This window comes from Winogradskyella sp. HaHa_3_26 (genome assembly GCF_019278425.1).
Classification (GTDB): domain Bacteria; phylum Bacteroidota; class Bacteroidia; order Flavobacteriales; family Flavobacteriaceae; genus Winogradskyella; species Winogradskyella undariae.
Map to the genome: position 1 here is coordinate 1200289 of NZ_CP058981.1, position 21886 is coordinate 1222174.

17 protein-coding genes are annotated in these 21886 nt (G+C 31.3%); 6 read left to right on the forward strand and 11 right to left on the reverse strand.

Annotation, left to right across the window (positions count from 1 at the left end; translation table 11 throughout):
- The first annotated feature begins 74 nt into the window (after positions 1-74).
- The 4 genes from H0I32_RS05270 to H0I32_RS05285 all read left to right on the forward strand — a co-directional run bounded on the left by H0I32_RS05270 (position 75) and on the right by H0I32_RS05285 (position 3305).
- The gene (locus H0I32_RS05270) at positions 75-236 is read left to right on the forward strand and encodes a hypothetical protein (protein ID WP_179312782.1); all 162 of its coding nucleotides are present in this window, start codon (positions 75-77) and stop codon (positions 234-236) included.
- Between the two features lie 18 nt (positions 237-254).
- Positions 255-1382, forward strand: a complete 1128-nt coding sequence (locus H0I32_RS05275) for a hypothetical protein (protein ID WP_179312781.1) — start codon at positions 255-257, stop codon at positions 1380-1382.
- 42 nt (positions 1383-1424) lie between these two features.
- Entirely contained in the window at positions 1425-2456 is a 1032-nt protein-coding gene (locus H0I32_RS05280) for a nucleotidyltransferase family protein (protein WP_179312780.1), read from the forward strand.
- 255 nt (positions 2457-2711) lie between these two features.
- Positions 2712-3305 carry a hypothetical protein gene (locus H0I32_RS05285; protein WP_179312779.1) on the forward strand — a complete coding sequence of 198 codons (594 nt, stop codon included), beginning with the start codon at positions 2712-2714 and terminating at the stop codon, positions 3303-3305.
- Between the two features lie 192 nt (positions 3306-3497).
- On the opposite strand, the gene H0I32_RS05290 is transcribed toward H0I32_RS05285, so the two are convergent.
- The 10 genes from H0I32_RS05290 to H0I32_RS05335 form a co-directional block, all read right to left on the reverse strand.
- Entirely contained in the window at positions 3498-4355 is an 858-nt protein-coding gene (locus tag H0I32_RS05290; RefSeq protein ID WP_179312778.1) for a zinc-dependent peptidase, read from the reverse strand.
- Positions 4356-4497: 142 nt separating this feature from the next.
- Positions 4498-5802 carry a Glu/Leu/Phe/Val family dehydrogenase gene (locus H0I32_RS05295; protein WP_179312777.1) on the reverse strand — a complete coding sequence of 435 codons (1305 nt, stop codon included), beginning with the start codon at positions 5800-5802 and terminating at the stop codon, positions 4498-4500.
- 364 nt (positions 5803-6166) lie between these two features.
- Positions 6167-7096 carry a mechanosensitive ion channel family protein gene (locus tag H0I32_RS05300; protein WP_317166980.1) on the reverse strand — a complete coding sequence of 310 codons (930 nt, stop codon included), beginning with the start codon at positions 7094-7096 and terminating at the stop codon, positions 6167-6169.
- Positions 7097-7491: 395 nt separating this feature from the next.
- Complete coding sequence (locus H0I32_RS05305) at positions 7492-8058, reverse strand: TetR/AcrR family transcriptional regulator (RefSeq protein WP_173587187.1); 567 nt, start codon at positions 8056-8058, stop codon at positions 7492-7494.
- Between the two features lie 46 nt (positions 8059-8104).
- Positions 8105-9523: an efflux transporter outer membrane subunit gene (locus H0I32_RS05310; protein WP_179312928.1), complete on the reverse strand. Its 1419-nt coding sequence runs from the start codon at positions 9521-9523 to the stop codon at positions 8105-8107.
- 4 nt (positions 9524-9527) lie between these two features.
- Positions 9528-12665 carry an efflux RND transporter permease subunit gene (locus H0I32_RS05315; protein WP_179312775.1) on the reverse strand — a complete coding sequence of 1046 codons (3138 nt, stop codon included), beginning with the start codon at positions 12663-12665 and terminating at the stop codon, positions 9528-9530.
- Between the two features lie 22 nt (positions 12666-12687).
- Entirely contained in the window at positions 12688-13821 is a 1134-nt protein-coding gene (locus H0I32_RS05320) for an efflux RND transporter periplasmic adaptor subunit (RefSeq protein ID WP_179312774.1), read from the reverse strand.
- A gap of 12 nt (positions 13822-13833) precedes the next feature.
- Positions 13834-14337, reverse strand: a complete 504-nt coding sequence (locus tag H0I32_RS05325) for a GbsR/MarR family transcriptional regulator (protein ID WP_173587183.1) — start codon at positions 14335-14337, stop codon at positions 13834-13836.
- Positions 14338-14520: 183 nt separating this feature from the next.
- Positions 14521-15834: a Na+/H+ antiporter NhaA gene (nhaA, locus tag H0I32_RS05330; RefSeq protein WP_173587182.1), complete on the reverse strand. Its 1314-nt coding sequence runs from the start codon at positions 15832-15834 to the stop codon at positions 14521-14523.
- Positions 15835-16044: 210 nt separating this feature from the next.
- The gene (locus H0I32_RS05335) at positions 16045-16449 is read right to left on the reverse strand and encodes a DoxX family protein (RefSeq protein ID WP_173587181.1); all 405 of its coding nucleotides are present in this window, start codon (positions 16447-16449) and stop codon (positions 16045-16047) included.
- Positions 16450-16697: 248 nt separating this feature from the next.
- On the opposite strand from H0I32_RS05335, the gene H0I32_RS05340 reads away from it, so the two are divergent.
- Both H0I32_RS05340 and H0I32_RS05345 read left to right on the forward strand, forming a co-directional pair.
- Entirely contained in the window at positions 16698-18287 is a 1590-nt protein-coding gene (locus H0I32_RS05340) for an FMN-binding glutamate synthase family protein (protein WP_173587180.1), read from the forward strand.
- 275 nt (positions 18288-18562) lie between these two features.
- Complete coding sequence (locus H0I32_RS05345; protein WP_179312773.1) at positions 18563-20710, forward strand: FUSC family protein; 2148 nt, start codon at positions 18563-18565, stop codon at positions 20708-20710.
- A gap of 18 nt (positions 20711-20728) precedes the next feature.
- On the opposite strand, the gene H0I32_RS05350 is transcribed toward H0I32_RS05345, so the two are convergent.
- Positions 20729-21733 carry an App1 family protein gene (locus H0I32_RS05350; protein ID WP_173587178.1) on the reverse strand — a complete coding sequence of 335 codons (1005 nt, stop codon included), beginning with the start codon at positions 21731-21733 and terminating at the stop codon, positions 20729-20731.
- Positions 21734-21886: the final 153 nt, after the last annotated feature.

Genomic DNA, 21886 nt, shown 5'->3' on the forward strand with positions numbered 1-21886 from the left:
TAAACCTTTTAATAATTTAGTCAAATAATTAAATTATTTTGCTATTTTTGAACCGAAAATCTAGGTCTAGAACCATGAAAAAAGAAAACAATACAGATAAAATCACACGTAAGGAAGCCATTTCAAAAATGGGGAAATATGCAGCATTAACAGCCGTAGGAACCTTTGTGATTTTAAACCCACTGAAAGCACAAACATCTTCTGCACCAAATCCTGGAGGAGATCCTTTTTCTTAATAAGTTATACTTTCTATTTTGAATACAGCATTAGCACCGGTAGAACAACTACTTATAGGTGATTTTTGGGTATTGTGGTATGCCAAATCGAATACTTACAGCATTGTCAATACTGAATTTAAACTGCTCTTAGATGAATATTTAGTTTCTGAATCTAAAACTCAATTCTTAAATTCCCTTTATTTTGAAGAGGATAAAGAACTTCAAAATAAAATTGTAGAAAACTTATTTAGCTATCTGCAAAACTGTAATAGTCCATACAGCAAACCTACAACGTCAACCTCAACAGACTTAGACAAAAGACAACGTTACATTTCAAAACAATACAATTTTGAACACAAAATCGTTCAAGTGAACTACTGCTCAGAATTGGTTTTAAAAACCATCCACCCTTCAATTGCACATTACTGTAATATCTCAAAATCTAAAGTTGATGTATTTTTTGATGTTTACTTAAAAGAGAATCATCTACACCTTTTTAAAAATGAGGAATTAATTTCTTATGTTCCTAAAAAGGACTATCATTATATCCAAGGTAAATTTATCATGCAATTACTTTGTGAACTTCATAATAAAACCGAAGACGATTGGATAGGTTCGTTACATGGATCTACAATTACTGACGAAAAGAATTCAATACTATTTGTTGGAAAATCTGGCAAAGGAAAAAGTACTTTATGTGCTTTATTAGCTAATGCGGGTTTAAAACTTTTAGCAGATGATGTTTCTCCTTTACTTTCTAAAGACCAACACATATATTATAATCCATCTGCAATATCCATTAAACAGGGTGCTTTTAAGCTATTAGAACCTTTAGTTAATAATTTTGATAAGTTACCAATTGTAAATTTCAACAAAACAAAAGGTAATCTAAAATATCTACCAACAATTAAACCGAAACAAAATCATTACCCTTGCCGTGCCATTATTTTAGTGAATTATAAACCAGAATCTAAAACATTACTAGAACCGGTTTCTATAAAAACCATCTTAGAAACAATTATTGAAGATTCATGGTTATCACCAAACCCAAAACATGCAGAACAATTTCTAAGTTGGCTAAAGAACATGAAACTATATCAATTAACGTATAGTGATACAACTTGTGTAACCAAAGAAGTCTCAAATTTATTTAAAGAACTCTAAAATAATTTTTAATAGTTTACCTTAGTATCGAGATATTAATCTATGACTAATTCAGCGATAACAATTCACTATATTACAGATATTCTAAGTTTTAACTCTTCAACAAAAGCATTAGAAAAAACAATCAGCTCCCCAACTTTTAATTGGGATAACATCGTAATTGAAGGCAGCAAACACCTAGTTTTACCTGCTATTTATTGTCGGCTAAAAGCTAAAAAACTGCTCCACACCTCACCTACAGATTTAGTGGATTACTTAGAAGAAATCACCAACATTAATAGAGCTAGAAATACAAGAATATTAAACCAAGTTCATACCATAACTCAAGTTTTAAACACTCATAATATAGACCATGTGTTTTTAAAAGGCACAGCGCTATTAGCCTCAGATTGCTACGAAGATAATGGAGAACGCATGGTTGGGGATATTGATATTTTAATAGAAAAATCTAGAGTGCTTGATGCTTTTAACCTTCTAAAAAACTCAGGATACAACAGAACGTCGGGGTTTGCTTATGACAAAAAAGACTTTAGACACCTTGATCGATTAATTTCCGATAATGAACTTGCCGCTATAGAATTACATACAGAGCTATTAAACAAAAAGCATTGGATCTTAATGGACATGCCTTCTATTCTTAATAATAAAAGAATGGTTAATAAAATAGCGATTCCAGATAAGAAAGATTTAAGCACGCACCTTTTACTCAGTTGGCAGTTAAATGACCATGGTTACTATTACAATACAGCTAGTTTAAAATCAATTTATGACTTAATTGTCATAGAAACACACCAAGACCAAGACAACATTAAAACTTTATTAAAATTGAAATATGGTCAATCGTATTTAGAATTGGCAAAGTATTATTTTGAAGAATTTGCTAGAATTCCTTCGAATAATTATATGCGATTTAGAAAGTTTTCTTTTAAAACTAAAGAATCTTTTAAGCTTATAAACACAATAAGTTACCTCTTTAAATATAGTACCTTTTTTATATCAGAACGCCTATATTTAATTTTGACAAATTACAGTTACACAAAACATATTCTAAAAAAAATCCGAAATAAGAATTAAGCTATTGGATTAACAAAAAACAGACTCAGTTTATCTATATATTTCAATTAATAAAACAAAAATAAGAAGCTAATATTTATGAAATTAGCAAACCTAATAGATATACAGCATAAATAACACAAAAAGAAACAGTTATATTAAAATAAATCTCAATTTAACCTGTTTTAATTGGTTTTTGACTATTATTACAATAAGTTTACAGCTATATTTGTTTTATAATCCTTAAAGTTTACCTTTGGATAAAATTTTTTTAGTATGAAAAAAATAATTTTGGGAGTATTATTCCTTGCTTTTTGTTTATCGTCTTTTGCACAAAGGAGAGGCAATTATGATGAATGGTTATTAAGCGTTGGAGTTAATGCTATGAATGATTTAGCATCCCGCTCTCCTTTTTATAAACCAGGAGATTGGGGCTTTAGAAATCCTATTTCTGCAGCAGTAGAATATCGTTTTGTTGATAATGCTGATTGGACTGATAATTTTGCAATTGAAGGAGCTATTACTGTAAATGGTTTTACTGGAGATAATGAATATATAGCTCCTATAAAAGATTACAATTACTTATCTCTAGACGCTCATGCTAAATATTATTTTAAAGAACTTCTTTTTGGCCGTGGTAGAAATATGAGTTGGTTTAATGCATATGCAAATGTTGGCTTAGGTTATTTCCATGTGGAAAAAACCAACATGTCTGCAAACCTTGGTGCTGGCCTTTTATTTTGGCTAGACAGAGCACAAATGTTTGGAGTAAGAGTACAAACAATTGCTAAATTTGGACTTAATAACACACATCTTAGTTACGATAACAACCATTACCAATATCATTTACAAGCTGTAATTAGATTGTAAATTTCTATAATACAATAACAAAAAAAAGACTCACATTTGTGGGTCTTTTTTTGTTCGTTATTTATCCTATTAGAGTAACCAGATCACAATATTAAGCGTAGTCTAAACATCTAAAAAAACAGTTAAATAGATTGCTATTAAAACGTATAGATTAAGCACAATCTAAATCCCTTACAAGAATAAAATACTACATTAATATCCTGCAAACTTAAAATTGAGCATCTGCTTAATATATTTATAGAGATTTGGAAATTGTGTTTTAAATTCTAAAGGTGTTTCAATAAAATTCTCCAACAATACCGCAAAAAACTCATACTGGTTTGTATAAGCATAAGTTCTAAAATACTTAGAAGCTATTAACCGTTGCCTTACATTTTCATTGTTCTGTAAATAGTCTGTTAAATTTTTAAAACCGCTATTAAAAATCAAACTACTAACATCATTATTTTTTGAAGCATTTAAATGTACTGCATGGCCAAATTCATGGATACCAAGATTAAGATTATCATCACCTATTTTATAACCGTGTTTAAAATCTTCCCATGAAAACACAATAACTTTATGTTGTGGATTAATTTCACCTTTATGAAAAGTGCCATTAATTTCTGAATAATACGTTTTTGGATAAATAATAACAGTCTCTATAAGCTCTAAAAGGTAGTTTTTAAACCCAAAGGTTAGCATAATAGCCGTGGCAGCAATGCTAACTTTCATTTGCTCTGTAACGACCAATTTTTCATTCCCAATAAATTCTTTATCCTTTATAAAACTTGCAACTCGATGCTTAAAATACAATTGCTCTTTAGCATCTAACCTATTGAAAAAAGTACTTTCTTTTCTTAATATAGCATCTTGTAAAGGACTTAATTTCTGTGGCCTTAAATACACATGTGAGAAAACAGGTTTCTTATAAATTGACACATAATAAAATTGAAAGATCAATAGCAATCGATATAAAATAAAAAGCGCAATTATAAAAACCCCTATAGGAACTAAATAATTAGAAATCATTTCCGATTCAAAAATCTCTTGTTCAGTTTTAAATTCCATCTAAAGGCTTTATTTGTCAGTATAGTAAATCTATGATAATTAATTCGTTTTCAAAAAAAATACCGTTCAACAAAAATGCTGAACGGTATAAAATAAGTTAAATAAAAACACGAACAACGGTATAAGTTGTCGTTATTAATTTTTAAGGAAAAATTCCACGTTGTACGTAGGCTTTTTCAATACGTTGAATTGCAATACAAAAAGCTGCTGTTCTTAAATCAACATCTTCATTTTCAGAATAATTATAAACGCGATCAAACGACCCTTTTAATTTTTTACGCAGTTTCTCCATCACCTCATCAAGATGCCAAATCTCACCACTTCTGTTTTGTAACCATTCGTAATAACTACCAATAACACCACCTGAATTACATAAAATATCTGGAATAATAGTAATTCCTCTTTCTAACAATATTTTTTCACCTTCAACATTGGTAGGTCCATTAGCACCTTCAGCAATTAATTTGGCTTTTATTTTTAAAGCATTATCTTTTGTAATTTGATTTCCTAATGCAGCAGGAACACAGATATCACAATCAATAGCGAAAAAAGCATCTTTCTCAATTAATTCAGAATTAGGGAAATTAGCAACTGCTCCCCCTTTCTCTTGGGTATAATTAAAAAGATGTTCTACATCTATTCCATCTTGATTATGAATACTTCCAGACGCATCTTGAACGCCTACTAATTTTGCTCCATCTTGTTCTAAGAAAACAGAAGCCCAATAGCCAACATTACCAAAACCTTGAACGATAAATCTTTTACCATTTAAGTCCATGTTATTTTTATCTGCCCAAAATTTAATGGTTAAATACACACCAAATCCAGTAGCTCTATCTCGTCCTTCTAATCCTCCACTACCATCGGGTTTACCGGTAACAACATGTTGGTTGGCACTACGCTGTGCAGGTGGCCTTGTACTCATGTAGGTGTCTGCAATCCATGCCATAGTTTGGCTATTAGTATTAACATCTGGCGCAGGTATATCGTGCTCGGGACCTATATTATCTGCTAAAGCATAAGTGAACCGTCTTGTAATGCGTTCTAATTCTGATTGCGAATACAATGAAGGATCAATTTTAATTCCTCCTTTAGCACCACCGTAAGGCAATCCTGCCAAAGAGGTCTTCCAGGTCATCCACATCGCTAATGCTCTTGCAGCATCTAAATCTACTGTGGCATGATAACGCAATCCGCCTTTATAAGGTCCTAAAGCACCATTATGTTGAACACGGTAACCCGTAAAAACCTCAACGTCTCCATTGTCCATTTTTACAGGGAAATTGACTAAAATTTCATTGTTAGTGATACTTAATATTTTTCTAATATTGGGGTGTAAATCGATATGATCTGCAGCATGATTAAATTGCTCCATAACATTATCCATCATTCCTTTTAAAGGCACCTTCTTCTTTTTAATCTCTAATACTTTTTTTGAATTTCCCATTTATGCGTATCATTTTTTTAGAATTACATATAATTTCGGCGCAAAAATAACAATTTATTAATTGTAAAGCATTTTTTTATAAAATAAGTAATGAAGTTTTAACTTACTTTTTATTTTGAAATTAAATTCAAAGTGTTATTTACCTACTTTATCACATTATATAAGGCTCTTTGTATCTTAAACACAAATGAATTTATTTCGTATAATTACAGTAGAGTCATCTAAATCTTTTAAACTTTAAAGCATTCAGATTTCATATCAGCATTATACGGCATAAAAGAAGTTATATAAACGAATTAACCAACGGGCATATTTCAACCTTTTTGATGAAATAAAAACACTCTTGCAGAAGACTATAAACTTCTTATTTGTTTTCTGAATTATTAGCATTTGCCATATAGATAGTTCGGGTGGGAAAAGCCAATCCTACACCCTCTTCATCAAAACGTTTTTTAGCACTTTCATAAACATCACATTTTAAAGTAAAAGAATGACCAAAACTCGAAGACCATGCCCATGCTCTAATCGTTATTGAGGAATCATTGAATTTTGTTAAGGCTGTTTTTACAATAGGTAAGCCATCCTTTTTTTCTAATTCAGTTCTATTATCGTAAATCAAAGGATGATTTTCACATTCTTCTTGAAGAATTTTCTTAGCCAATTCAATATTACTATCATAAGTAATACCTAATTCTACATGCTCGCAACATTTAAGTTCACCTAAATCGTAATTAATCAATTTTTCTTTATTAATAACAGCATTAGGAATAACAATCATCTTGTTTTCAAAATTTCTAATCACAGTATGCCGCAGGGTGATATCTGTTACAGTACCAACCATAGTGTCTGTTATTTTAATAACATCACCAATTTTAAAGGGCTTAAATAACACAATAAAAAGACCACCAACCAAATTAGACAAAGCCTCTTGAGAAGCAACACCAGCAATCAAAGCCAATACACCTGCCCCACCTAAAGCTGTTTGAGCCACACTTTTTAAAGAAGGAAATGCCATGAGCCCAAACAATAAGCCAATAAAGCAAATAACAAAAACACTTACATATCTTAAAAACTTATAGGTTGTGGGATCAAAATCATCTGTAATTTTCTGATCAATTCTATGTTTAAACCATAGATTACAGAGTGTAGCCGTGATGATTGTAACTACAGTAACAATACCAATATAACTGGCTGTCTTAAAATACCCAACCAATAGTTTATCCTTATCTCTATCTACAAAAACAGCACTTAATGCAATTACTCCTAAAACTAACCACAGAAGGTTAAGCGTCATCTTTACCATTTTCATGGATCTTACAGGAGCATCAGATAAGCGATTTGTTTCTTTTTTTATTAACCACTTGATAAAAAACTTTGTTAAAAACCGAAGTATAAATACTGACAAAATTACAAGAGTCACATATATTAAAAGTGATTTATAATTTGCTATAAATTCTACCATATTGTATCTTTTATTAAAAAATGAATCAATTATATTTCCCTAAATCTATAAATTATTTTGAATAATTCAATCAAGAAAAACCCTTAAATAAAACATATTAAAAAGGACTCCTAATGATTAAAGAATATAATTAAAGTTTTGAGAATAACAGAAATCTTATGACTAAATATTTCTTTAACAAAAAATGCTGTTATCATAAATAACAGCATTTTTGAACCGCTTTATTTTTAAATAAAGCTTGTATCTTTTAAAATCCCTCTCAGATTATAAACCACAAGATGATCTACAATTTGAGTTACTGTAAATTCATGAGATAACTCTTGATTTAATAATAAAACATCAATTTTATAGATATTTAATAAACAGAATAATTTAAGATCAACTTCAGGGATAATAACACCTGTTTTTTGAGCTTCTTTTAGTAAATCTAGTACAATCGTGTAAGTAATATAATCGCGCTCTACTTGATATTTTTTAAAAGCTTTAGGGTAGTACTTTTTTAACTCTAAGTAAAACGTTGTGGAATTCGACGATAATTGCCGAATTCCATAACGATACAATAAAATAATTTTCTTTAATGGAGATATATCACGTTTCAAGATTTTATCAAAAACAGCATGATGAATCTTAAAAATTGAATCGATACTTTTTTCTACTAAATCATCTTTGCTTTTACAATGTACATACAATGTCTTTTTAGAAATACCCAGATGACGACTAACATCATCCATGGTGATACTTTTTACACCATAACTTTTAAAAATAGGAACTATATTTCTTAATATATCTTCCATAACATGATTTAATAATATGCCTTAAAAATAATTATATTTTAATGTATTACTTCCAACCACCTCCAAGTGCTTCATACAAATCTACAATAGAAACCAATTGTTGTAATTGGCTATCTATAATATTAAGTTCTGCACTTAAAGCACTCTGTCTTGCTGTTAATAGATCTAAATAATTTGCATAACCATTTTTAAGTAGTTCTTCAGAATTTGTTTCCGCAGTTCTTAAGGCTTCAACTTCATTCTTTCTAAACTCAAATTTTTTCGTTTCAGATTCATATGAAAATAAGGCATTAGAAACTTCACTACCAGCGACCAATAAAGTCTTCTTAAAATTCAATAATGAACGTTCTTGGTTGGCTAGTGCGACTTCTTTTTGAGTTTTTAACTTCCTTTGATTTAATAAAGGCTGTGTTAACCCTCCAACTACAGTTGCAAATAAAGAATTTACATTAAATAAATTATCTAATTCTAAACTCTGTAAACCACCTGAAGCTGTTAAAGTTAATGAAGGATAAAAACTACTATTAGCAACATTGGTTAACTCAAAGTTTTTAATCAAAGCATATTCCGCAGCCATTACATCGGGTCTATTTCTTAATAATGTTGCCGGAACACCTAACTTAATATCTTGATCTATTTTCTGAGTTTCTAAGCTACTTCTTTCAAATTCTTGAGGCGCTCTACCTAACAGAATACTTAATGTGTTTTCTGTTTTATAAATGGCAGTCTCAATATCTACCTCTAAAGCTTTAGCACTATTATATTGTGCGACATTCTGATCTACGGCCACCTGAGTCACCTGACCAGCATCCTTTAAAGCTTTAATAGTTTCTACACCACTCTCTCTAGTTGCAATGGTCTGTTTTGTAACTTCTAATTGTGCATCTAAAGCCAATAAATTATAATAGGTATTGGCTATACTAGAAATCAATTGCGTTTTTACCGCTTGATGACTTGCTACATTTTGTAAATAATCAGCTTGAGAAGCTCTTTTATTACTTCTTATTTTACCCCAAATATCAGCTTCCCAAGATAAGTTTGCAGTAACATCGTAAGTATCTAAACCACCACTAAATATGGAGCCAAATTGGCTATTTTCAGAATATTCTTGACGTGTATAATTAGGACCTACACTTAAAGTAGGCATATAACCTGCCTTACCTTGTTTTGCATAAGCTTCTGCAGCTATCATTTGCTGAATAGCGATACGAATGTCCATGTTATTTTGCAGACCTTCTTCTATGTATTGTTGAAGATATTGATCTGTAAATAAGTCTTTCCAAGAGACATCTGCGATAGAAATACTATCCGTCGGAAGATTCTCTGTTCTATAAAGTGCTTCCGTTTCGATATCCAATTCTGGCCTAGCATAATCTTTTGCGACAAAGCAACTTTGAAAAGTTAGTCCAACAACGAGCATTATAGCTCCTCTATTAAAATTTCTATGTTTTATAATTGATTTCATCATTTTATTCTTCAATAGTTTGTATTGCTGGCTTACTAGAAATTTTTTCTTGTAACCACTGAAATAATATAAATAAGATTGGAATTACAAAAACTCCGATAATAGTACCTATCAATAATCCACCAACAGCACCAGTTCCTATAGATTTGTTTCCTTCCGATCCTACACCTTGTGCTAAAACTAACGGCATTAATCCTAAGATAAAGGCAAATGAGGTCATTAAGATTGGACGTAAACGAGATTTAGCGCCTATGATAGCTGCATCTACAATACTCTCACCTGCTTTACGTCTTTGTAGTGCAAACTCTACAATCAGAATTGCATTCTTGGCCAGTAAACCAATCAGCATTATTAAGGCAATTTGGAAATAAATATTGTTTTCTAACCCTAAGAATTTTGTACTAATATAAGCCCCAAATACCCCAAACGGTAATGATAACACAACCGCAAATGGTAATAAATAACTTTCATATTGCGCACTTAATAAAAAGTATACAAATACTATACTTAAGATAAATATAAATGTAGTTTGGTTACCTGCACTTACCTCTTCACGTGTTAAACCTGAATAAGCAACCGTATAATTACTTGGTAATTTAGCAACTTCTTCTTCAATAACTCTAATGGCATCACCGGTACTAAACCCATCATTGGTTGCACCTGTAATACTTGTAGAATTTAATAAGTTAAAACGTGTTACAGATTGCGGCCCGTAAACTCTTTTTAAATTTACAAACTGCGTAATTGGTGTCATTTCTCCAGTATCTGTTCTTACATACATACTATTTAATGCACTTTCATCTGCTCTGTCTTCTGGTAAAGCTTGAATATAGACTCTAAACTGTTTTCCGAATTTAGAAAAATCTGATGCATAAATTCCACCGATATAACCTTGTAAAGTTGAAAAGATACTTGTTACTGAAACTCCTTTTTCTTTAGCTAAAGGCACATTAACTTCCATTTCGTATTGCGGATAGCTTGTTTTGAAAGAAGACTGTGCGTACTTAATTTCTGGGTGACTCATTAAAGCCATAGAGAAATCTTTATTCGCTTTATCTAAATCTGAAAATTCACCCCCAAATTTATCTAATAAATTCACCTCAAAACCAGCCGAATTACCAAACCCACGTATACTTGGTGGCGAAAAGAAAATAATATTAGCTTCAGGAACACTTGCTGCTAAACCAAACAATTTCCCAGTAATTGCTGTTGAAGAAAGAGAAGCATCTTCACGCTCACCCCAATCTTCTAATTTAATAATACCCATGCCGTAGTTAGACCCAGTACCATTAATTAAACTTCGTCCTTTAATGAAGTTTACACCAACAATACCTTCCATACCTTCAATTTTAGAATATAATTTTCTTGCTACAGCATCTGTTCTATCTAAAGAAGCACCTGCTGGCAATTCTATATTCGCAAAAATGATACCTCTATCTTCATTAGGTACAAATCCTGTAGGCGTTGTATTTGCAGCCCAATAAATACCTACGACAGCAATAATTAATAGTATTGCTGAAATAAATTTTCTCTTGTATAAAACGTGTAAAGACCTACCATATCTCTCAACAGTAGCATTAAAACCGCGATTAAATAAAGCGTAAAAACGTTTTAAAGGACTTTTCCCTTTAATCTCTTCATCGTCTTTATGAGGTTTTAATAACAATGCACACAACGCCGGACTTAATGTTAAGGCGTTTACTGCAGATATTAAAATAGCAATAATTAAAGTCACACCAAACTGCTCGTAAAATACACCTGTTGGACCTGTTACAAAAGTTACCGGAATAAATACCGCTGCCATGACTAAAGTAATTGAGATAATGGCTCCAGAAATTTCATTCATTGCGGTTAAAGTTGCTTTTTTAGGATTCTTTTCGCCTTCATCTAATTTAGCATGAACCGCCTCTACAACAACTATGGCATCATCGACCACAATACCAATGGCGAGTACTAATGCGAATAACGTTAATAAGTTGATAGAGTATCCAAAAACATTCAAGAAAAAGAACGTACCGATAATAGAAACGGGTACAGCAATTGCCGGAATTAATGTAGAACGGAAATCTTGTAAAAAGATAAATACCACTAAGAACACTAATACAAAGGCTTCTAATAAGGTATGAATTACTTTTTCTATCGATGCATTTAAGAATAAACTTGTATCGTATGGCACAAAAACACCTAATCCCTCTGGTAAATCTTTTTCTACAGCAGATAAGGTTGTTTTTATGTTTTCAATAATCTCTTGTGCATTAGAACCTTTAGTTTGAAAAATCCCCATAAATACTGCTGGGTGGCCTAAACTCATCGCATTTGCAGCATAAGATTGTGCATCTAGCTCTATAGTTGCAACATCTTTTAGTCTTAAAAACTCACCGTTTCCTAAGGCTTTAATTACAATATCACTGTATTGCGCTTCTTCCTTAAAACGCCCACTATAGGTTAAAGTATATGAAAACGATTCTCCATTATTCTGACCTAATGAACCTGCTGCTGCTTCTAAATTTTGTTCTGCTAAAGCAGCCGTAATATCTGAAGGAATTAAGTTGTAAGCGGCTAATTTTTCTGGCTTTAACCAAATGCGCATGGCATAATCTTGTTGTGAGAATACACTAACATCACCTACACCACTAATACGTTGCATAGCAGGAATAACATTAATCTTTAAGTAATTCTGAATAAACGTAGCATCATAATCCTCACTTTCAGAATACATGGAAACAAACATTAAAGCACTAGTTTCTACTTTTTGCGTCGTAACACCGGTTTGCGTTACCTCTTGTGGTAATAATGGCGTAGCTCTTGCTACACGGTTTTGTACGTTTACGGCAGCAATATCAGCATCCATTTCTTGATCAAAATAAACGGTAATTTCTGCGGTCCCCGTATTTGATGCTGTAGAAGTAATATAAGTCATTCCTTCTACCCCATTAATTTGTTCTTCTATAGGAATGATAACACTCTCTAAAACAGTTTCGGCATTTGCACCCGTGTAACTTGCTGTTACTTTAATTGTAGGGGGCGCAATATCTGGATATTCCTCTATTGGTAACGTACCGATACTAATAGCACCAAGTAACACTATAATGATAGAGATTACTGTTGAAAGTACTGGCCTTTCAATAAATGTTTTTAACATAATAAAAATGTTTGGTGATTAATTAATTTCTAAATAAAGTTGCAATAGGCTTAATAGCTTCATCAAAAGGCTTATCTTGAGGACTAATAACCATTCCGGCTCTTAGCTTACCTACACCAGAAACTATTATTTTGTCTTTAGCAGTTACACCAGATTCTATAACGTACAAGTTATCTACAGTTGCTTTTACTTCTACTATCGAAGTTGTTACTTTATTCTCTTCTCCTAGTTTAAACACCATTACATTACCTTGTTGCTCATAAGTAGCATCTTGTGGCACCACTATAGCATTTTCGTAAACCAATGGTATTTGAATTTTACCACTATTACCATTCGTAACTAATTGATTAGGGTTATCAAAAACAGCTCTAAAACTTACCGTACCTGTACTTTGATTTATTTGACCAGAACTTGTTTCGATCTTACCTTTCTCTTCATAAGTACTGCCATTAGCCAATATTAAATTTACAGGTGCAAAATTTGCAATCTTTTCTTTTACGTTTTTGCCTTCTGCATTTTGTAAAAAATCTAAATATTGTGTTTCATTTAAACTAAAAAAAGCATACACCTTACTAATATCGCTAACCGTTGTTAATGGTGTTGGATCACTTGGGCTAATTAAAGCACCTTCTCTAAAATTAATTTGACCAACATAGCCGTTAACAGGACTTTTAATCGTTGCATAACCAATATTTGCAGAAACACCGCTGTAATTCGCTTTTGCTTGTGCTAAGTTAGCTTTTGCTGTTTCTAATTGTACGGCACTAATAATGTTTTTTTCTACAAGCGGAATTAATTTATCGACCTCAACTTGCGCTACATTAATACGGGCTTTTGCTGCACCAGCATCTTGACTTAAAGACTGTGTTTCTAATCTAAATAACACTTGTCCTTTACGTACTTTTTCACCTTCATCTACTAATACACTCTTAACATACCCTGAAGTTTTTGCTCTAACATCACTGTTTACGATACCTTCAATAGTAGTTGGGTATTCTTGATAACCTGTAACTGTTTTAGTTTCTAATTGCGAAACAGGAATAGATGGTGGTGGTGCTTGTACTGCCGCAGCACCTTGTCCTTCTTTGTCGCCACAGCTTAAAACAAGGAAAAATACACCTAGTGCTAATATTGAGTATAAATTATTTTTTTTCATTTTTTTATATATTTAAAGGGTAAAATGGTTCGTTATTATTTTATTTTTTAATTCTTTAATTGATGTCGTTGCCCCATCTAAAAATTCGATGTAATCGTTATGAAAATTTAAGTCAAACTTTTCTTCATTATCAGCTTTTGCTTTTTCATTAATGGTTTCTTTATAACTTCTAATTTCTAAGTGCAATCCTTTAATATCATTCCATTCATCAACCATATTATCTATATGCTGAAGGATAGAGTCTTTATTTATAATAAAGTATTTTTTACGATCACCTGTTTTAGTGAAATAAACAATCTTATTTAAATCTTGAAGATGGTTTAAATGTGTAGAAATAGTACTCTTACTTGCACACAAAATTTTAACCATATCTTCAAAAGTCACTCCTTTTTTACCTGTTAATATTATAAAAGATAAAATGCGTGCCGCAACAGGAGCTAGTTGTTCTCTCGTTTCTAAATGAACCCCTAGTTTTTCAACTAAAGCCATTTTTTCTTTGCAGATATTTTGTTTCATTGTTTTTAAAATTTACTACTGTGAAATACAAATTTAATATCTCTCCACAGTAAACCGGTCGCAAAAATACCACTTAGTTCGGAAGTAACCGAACCAGACGAAGTTAAGGATTTGTTAAAAATTTAAACAAAAAAAGCCTATGTAAATTACATAGGCTTAAAATATTATGATTTTAAATTTTAATTAAACGGCTTCAATTACTTTTTTCTTAGAGGATAGATGCAGTATAACATACCCTATAATTGCAGAAATAAAGGAACCGATAAGAATACCGATTTTAGCAGAATCTATATACTCTGGTGAAGATTCAAAGGCTAAACTGGCAATAAAAATAGCCATCGTAAAGCCAATACCAGCCAAAAATGAAACACCAATAATTTGCACAAACTTAATATCACTTGGTACTTCAATGATTTTAATCTTTTTAGCAATAAATACAATTAGTGTAATCCCAATACTCTTACCTAAAATTAAACTAACAATAATATTAATAACTAGCATAGTATCTAATGCTTCTGAACCACTGAGTAATACACCTGCGTTTGCAAGTGCAAAAGTTGGGATTATAAAATAAGCAACCCAACCATGCAGTCTGTGTTCTAAATGCTGTAAAGGAGACTGAAATTTAGACGACCAATCACCTAAATCGTCAATAATATGAAGCTGTTCTGATGAAAGAATAGGAGTTTTAAGTACACTAGCCTTTTTTAATCTATTAAAAACACTTTCTAATTGCTCTAAAAAAGTAGCTGTTTTAATCTTTTGTCTAATAGGTACAGAAAACGCTAGTAGAATACCCGCAATAGTTGGATGAAGACCTGCTTTTAAAAACAAGAACCAAACAGCTATCCCGAAAAAGAACAATAGAAAACGAGAATAAATACCTTTATAAGAAAGAAAGTATAAAACGGCCAATAATGCTACTGCAATTAACAATAAGGTAATTTTAATACTACCACTATAAAATAATGCGATAACTAAAACGGCTCCAATATCATCTACAATTGCAAATGCCGTTAAAAAGACTTTAAGGCTTAAAGGCACACGATTTCCTAATACATTTAAAATTGCTAACGAAAATGCAATATCAGTAGCCATTGGGATACCCCAACCTTTTGCTGTTTCTGGATTTTGATTAATCATTAAAAAGAAAAGAACAGGAACTAACATTCCACCTATAGCACCAACTAAAGGAAATGCGATTTTTTTAGGTGAATTTAATTCTCCAATAACCAACTCTCTTTTTATTTCTAACCCAATAAGGAAAAAGAAAATAGCCATTAAACCATCATTAATCCATAAAATCAATGGTTTTTTAAACTCAAAACTTTGAGTAACAATACCGACATCATATTGCCATAAATCTCTATAAACATCTCCAAAAGGGGAGTTAGCCCAAACTAGTGCAATAATAGTAGCTAACAGTAATAAAATACCACTAAAACTCTCTAGTTTTACGAATTTTTGAAATGGGGTGAGAAATATTCTTTTAATCATATATAATTGATTTGATGTATAAAATGGTTAATTTTAAAGATAAGATATCGTAAGATCAAAAATGAATATTAATTATTCATTTTTAAAAACAAACACCTTAAAATACAATAAACTTTTGAAAGAAAAAAGACTTTCATTATTAGGAAACATGACAACTAATTAAGTCACAACACGATCATTTCGAAAGTTCTAAATAAAAAGATTCTAAATTTATTTTTTTCGTTTCAAAAACCTATCGACAGAATACTTACCTGGTCCTGCTAGAAATAAGGTTAAATAACCTATGCCGTAAAGAAGTGCTTTTTCCATTACTCCAAATCCATCTGAAAGGTGAACTAAAAAAATAGCAACAAACATAGTAACAATAAGTGGTATTAAAGCCCAACGTGTCAATAATCCTAATGCTAAAAGAAGACTACAGATCACTTCTGCAAAAACAGCTAAAACTAGTGAAGGCAACATACCAACGCCAAAAGGATCTGCAAATTTAATTTCTTCACCACTAAAAAGTGAACTCCATTTACCTATACCGTGACCAAAGCACATCGCTAAACCTAGAAAAACTCTAAGTATTAAAAGTCCGGCATCTGTTAAATTACTATTTAATGTTTTCATCTCTAAATTGATTTACAAATATACAGCTAGTTAAAATCAGTAGAAACACTAAAAGATTAAACTATTGTTAAAAATACTTTTCAAGAAATATCATAAAAATTCAGTTTTATCCCTAAATAAATTCAAAATAGAACTCATATTATTTAATAATTCTTAAAAAACAATAAGCAAGAAACCACAAACTTTATAATTTTAATTTATTATTCGAAAGTGTAATCCTATCTTCGCCCTTTCTTAAAATTAAAACTATGAAAGTACGTGAGTATTTTATACTAATTTCGATAGTGCTTACACTGTCTCTGATAGCTATTGCTCAAATTTGGCCACCTGCATTATGGTTTTTCATAATCATAGGTCCTTTAATTATTTTAGGTGTTTTTGATATTTTTCAAACTTCACATACCATAAGACGAAATTTCCCTTTATTAGGAAGGTTTAGATACATATTAGAATCTATACGTCCTGAGATCATGCAGTATTTTGTTGAAACAGATACAGAAGGAAGACCTCTAAACCGTATTCTAAGATCTTTAATATATAGAAGAGCAAAAGGCGAAAATGACACAGAACCTTTTGGAACACAAATGGACCTCTACCATTCTGGTTACGAATGGCTAGAACACTCCATGTACGCAAAAACAAACCCTAAAGATATTGGCGAATTTCCACGTTTAATAATTGGAGGAAAAGATTGTAAACAACCTTACTCTTCTAGTTTATTAAATATCTCAGCTATGAGTTTTGGATCTTTAAGTAAAAATGCTGTATTAGCATTAAACAAAGGTGCCAAAATGGGGAATTTTGCACATAATACTGGTGAAGGTGCCATAAGTGATTACCATTTGGAACACGGTGGAGATTTAATCTGGCAGATTGGTACTGGTTATTTTGGTTGCCGAAAAGATGATGGAACTTTTAATGAAGTGACCTTTAAAAAGAATGCACTAAGACCGCAGGTTAAAATGATAGAGATTAAATTATCTCAAGGTGCAAAACCTGGCCATGGTGGAATTTTACCTGCATCTAAGAATACTGAAGAAATCGCAAAAATAAGACACGTACAACCCGGTATTGCAGTACACTCACCTCCGTCGCATTCTGCATTTTCTGATCCAATTCAGTTTATGCATTTTATTAAAAAACTTAGAGAGCTTTCTGACGGAAAACCGGTTGGTTTTAAATTATGTTTAGGAAGAAAACAAGAGTTTATGGACTTTTGTGAAGCGATGATTTTCACAGGAATTCGTCCTGATTTTATCACCGTAGATGGTGGTGAAGGAGGAACAGGAGCTGCACCAGTTGAGTTTTCTAATTCTATGGGAATGCCTTTAAGAGAAGGATTGATCTTTGTACATGATACACTTGTTGGTTTTGGACTAAGAAAAGATATTAAAGTTATTGTTGCAGGAAAAATAATTACAGGTTTCCATATGGCCAGAGCACTTGCATTAGGTGCAGATGGCTGTAACAGTGCACGTGCCATGATGCTTTCTATTGGGTGTATACAAGCTTTACAATGTAACACAAATACATGTCCGGTTGGTGTAGCAACTCAAAATGCATCTTTAGTAAAAGGATTGGTTGTAGAAGATAAAGCGCCAAGAGCAAAACGTTACCATGAAGCTACAATTCATAGCTTCTTAGAATTGGTTGCTGCTGCAGGACTTAGTAATCCGCAAGAATTAGAAAGAGATCACATAAGTAAACGTGTAGGACTTTACAATGTAAAAACTTATGCAGAAATTTACCCTAATATTGAAGAAGGTTCTTTACTTAATATAGATACGATCCCTGAAGACTATAAAAAGTTTTTTCACTTGACTCGTATTATGAAATAATATTGAGATCAATAACAATAGATATAAATGCCTTCATTTCTGAAGGCATTTTTTTTTAATCCTTTTTGAAGAAAATAAAGTAACTTAGAGCAATCAAATTTGTTTATTAACTTATAATTATATTTAAACACTTAGAGCATTTTTAAAACCCTTTTCAGATTTCAAATTGTATCTTTGTTACTCATTATTAAATCACTGAAATCATTTTAAATTTAATATCAAAACATCTCAAAGAATTATTAGAATTCTTTAAAAGTACTAGCTTTACAAAAGCAATGTTAGTTGGCATTGCAGTATCTACGCCTGTTATTTTAGGTATAGCGACTCAACAAGTTGAAGTTGGTTTATCGCTTTGTTTTGGCGCAATTTGGTGTTCTCCTAGTGACACAAGCGGTAGCTTAAAAAACAAACAAATAGGCATACTCTTTTCTTCTTTTTTAGTCGTTATTGTTAGCTTTATTGGAGGCTATTTAAACATTTCAAATTTTTTATTATTCCCAATTTTAGGATTCCTAACATTTTGTATTGCATTCATTTCTATATATGGATTTAGAGCTTCTTTAATCAGTTTTTCGGGATTATTAGCACTGATTTTAAGTTTTGCACATATTTCTAAACATCTAGAAGTATACCAATATGCTTTATTAGTTGGTGTTGGTGGATTATGGTATTTGTCATTATCTACAGTATGGCATTATATAAACCCTAAAGCACAAACCAAAGAAATATTAACAGAAACCGTCTTACTTACCGCTGAGTTTTTAAACATAAGACGACAACTTATTGGAGAACAACCAGACCGTGTTAATTTACAAAAACAACTAATTACCTTACAAAGTGAATTAACAGAACACCACGATACTTTACGTGAAATTTTAATTATATCTCGAAAAAACTCAGGAAAATCTAACTATCAAAACAAGCGATTATTAGTCTTTGTTCTTTTAGTCGAAATACTAGAAACAGCAATTGCAAACCCTGTAAATTATCATAAAATGGATGCCCTTTTCGCTGAACATCCTGAATTAAAAACTGATTTCCAAAAGTTAATTGAAGAACTATCGCGTCAGTTATCTGTTATTGCTCAAAATGATAAATCACAACAATTCCCTTCTAACAATATTCTTACAGAAAAATTTAAAACACTTAAAGAAGATGTAATAAAGCTTAAAAGTGAAAATCGTCCCGAAAACTACGAACGCTATTTAATGCTTCAAAACCTACTAGACTATCAAAATAAACAGATTGAAAAACTAAAAAAAATAAAATGGTTATTAGGTAATCCTGTACTTACAACTGAAGATCTCGTTAATAATGATAAATTAAAACGTTTTATTGTTTCCCCAGATTACGACCCTAAATTAGTACTCGAAAACCTAAGCTTTAAATCTACAATCTTCAAGCATTCATTACGATTAGCAGTTACTGTAATGTTGGGTTATGCCATTGGTTTACTATTCGATTTTCAGAATCCATATTGGATAATGTTAACCATAATCGTAATAATGAGACCAAGTTATGGACTTACAAAAAAACGTTCTAAAGACAGAACGATTGGTACATTAATTGGCGCAGCATTAGCAAGTGTTCTCGTCTTTTTAATTAAAGACCCCTATATTTTTGGAACCTTAGCCGTAGTTTCTTTAATTATAGCTTTTTCAATGGTTCAAAAAAATTACAAAGCTACTGCTACATTTATAACACTCAGCGTTATTTTTATTTATGCCATTTTAAAACCTAATGTTTTACAAGTCATTCAGTTTAGAGTTATTGATACCATAATTGGAGCTGTACTTTCTTTTATAACAATGCGATGGTTATGGCCTGCTTGGTCATTTATGGAAATAGGAGAAAACATTAAAGATGCCTTAAAAGCAAACATGACTTTCTTTGAATCGATAAGTAAATTTTATAAGAATAAAGGACCAATACCAACAAGCTTAAAAGTAAATAGAAAGGAAGCCTTTGTACAAATGTCTAATCTAAGCTCTACGTTTCAGCGCATGGCTCAAGAACCTCAGTCTAAACAAACCCATATCGATGATATTTACGAACTGGTAGTTCTTAACCACAGTTTTTTATCGTCTTTAGCTTCCATTTATACTTACATACAAAATCACAATACAACAAAAGCTTCTGAAGATTTTATATCAATATCAGACAGAATTGAGAGCAATATAAATACAACTTATAAGAATTTAAACCTGATTAATTTTGAAGTTTTAAGACCTAAAAAAGAATCTCAAAAAGCAAAACCTGCTCCATTTAATTTCTCTGTAGAGCATTTTACAAATATTGCAATCTCTCAATCTAATAATGAAAGTACGCATAGAGAAGTACATCTCATTTGGGAACAATTATATTGGCTTTTTTCTCTAAGTGAAAAAATGCTTAAATTAACATCTAAGTATAAAACCGATTAATTTTACACCATATTATTTTTAAGAGATAAAACCATGTTTTTTAGCATGAGCAATAGCTTGCTCACTACTTTCTACCATTAAGACTTGTGTAGTTTTGTAATTTTCTAAAAGTCCTTTAACACGGATCATTCTCTTTTTATGCTTAACACTACGCAAATAAATAGCTAAAATTCTGTCTGGAAATTCTTCTGCTATCTCTATATAGATATCAGGATCATGCTCACCACTATCCCCTATTAATATAAAAGGCAAATCTGGATAAGTCTTTAAGAGGTTAAGAATCTCTTTTTGTTTTTGAGGTTTTTCATCTTGAGGTTTCCTCTTCAAAAAATTACTAAAACTTCGTAATAAAATTGGCCCTTTCGGAAAATCATTCTGTCTTAAAAAGAGTTCTAAATAACGATATAGATTCCAAGGACTATGACTTACATAAAAAATAGGATTTGCATTTTTCCCTGAAACTCCACGATGTAATTTATGATAAAATTCAGCAGATCCCTCTAAAGGAATTCTATTTTTAGCATGCTTAAATATTGAGTTATAAATGACGCGCCATTTTAAAATAGAGACAACTCCTGTATGCAATATAGTATCATCAATATCGCTAGCAACACCAAATTCTGCTTTAGTAGAAGGAATTAATAATTCACCAGGGAACTTATTCTTATTCTGAATTGTTCTTTTCAGCGTAACGTCATTATAAGAAAGCTCAAAGGATAACCAACCTTCTTCGTTGGTTAATTCACTTAAGTTTTCTAAAGTTTCTTCTGCAATAAAATATCCATTTTCATCTGTAGTAACCTTTATAATTTTATTATTGGGCAACTTTAAATCTAAACTAACATGCTTAATTTCATCGGTTTCAAAACGTTTCCAAGTATTCACTATAAGATGCCAAATATGTTGATTTTCTAAATCAATAGATTCATCCTCTAAAGCTCTACCTCTAGCGTAAAAGTGACAATTTGTTCCATAGCTCTGAAACGCTATAATCTGTAAAGGGTCTTTTTTTAACCAGCTCAACTCTATTGTGTTTTTAAAGGTTTGAAGATACTAAAATCATACTATAAGAAAAATGCTAATGAGATTAATTCGTTAGGCTAATGTTAAATCTTTTTAAACTTCATATTATTCAAAGTATTTTAGTCAGATATAGAAAATATCACACCTAAAACC

Bases quoted from the DNA above. Each gene is read 5' to 3' on its own strand.
- H0I32_RS05335 (WP_173587181.1), bottom strand. From the start codon at position 16,449: ATGAAAACATTAAATAGTAATTTAACAGATGCCGGACTTTTAATACTT.
- H0I32_RS05315 (WP_179312775.1), bottom strand. From the start codon at position 12,665: ATGTTAAAAACATTTATTGAAAGGCCAGTACTTTCAACAGTAATCTCT.
- H0I32_RS05290 (WP_179312778.1), bottom strand. From the start codon at position 4,355: ATGGAATTTAAAACTGAACAAGAGATTTTTGAATCGGAAATGATTTCT.
- nhaA (WP_173587182.1), bottom strand. From the start codon at position 15,834: ATGATTAAAAGAATATTTCTCACCCCATTTCAAAAATTCGTAAAACTA.
- H0I32_RS05300 (WP_317166980.1), bottom strand. From the start codon at position 7,096: ATGACGCTTAACCTTCTGTGGTTAGTTTTAGGAGTAATTGCATTAAGT.
- H0I32_RS05310 (WP_179312928.1), bottom strand. From the start codon at position 9,523: ATGAAATCAATTATAAAACATAGAAATTTTAATAGAGGAGCTATAATG.
- H0I32_RS05345 (WP_179312773.1), top strand. From the start codon at position 18,563: ATGTTAGTTGGCATTGCAGTATCTACGCCTGTTATTTTAGGTATAGCG.
- H0I32_RS05285 (WP_179312779.1), top strand. From the start codon at position 2,712: ATGAAAAAAATAATTTTGGGAGTATTATTCCTTGCTTTTTGTTTATCG.
- H0I32_RS05280 (WP_179312780.1), top strand. From the start codon at position 1,425: ATGACTAATTCAGCGATAACAATTCACTATATTACAGATATTCTAAGT.
- H0I32_RS05295 (WP_179312777.1), bottom strand. From the start codon at position 5,802: ATGGGAAATTCAAAAAAAGTATTAGAGATTAAAAAGAAGAAGGTGCCT.
- H0I32_RS05340 (WP_173587180.1), top strand. From the start codon at position 16,698: ATGAAAGTACGTGAGTATTTTATACTAATTTCGATAGTGCTTACACTG.
- H0I32_RS05305 (WP_173587187.1), bottom strand. From the start codon at position 8,058: ATGGAAGATATATTAAGAAATATAGTTCCTATTTTTAAAAGTTATGGT.
- H0I32_RS05325 (WP_173587183.1), bottom strand. From the start codon at position 14,337: ATGAAACAAAATATCTGCAAAGAAAAAATGGCTTTAGTTGAAAAACTA.
- H0I32_RS05270 (WP_179312782.1), top strand. From the start codon at position 75: ATGAAAAAAGAAAACAATACAGATAAAATCACACGTAAGGAAGCCATT.
- H0I32_RS05320 (WP_179312774.1), bottom strand. From the start codon at position 13,821: ATGAAAAAAAATAATTTATACTCAATATTAGCACTAGGTGTATTTTTC.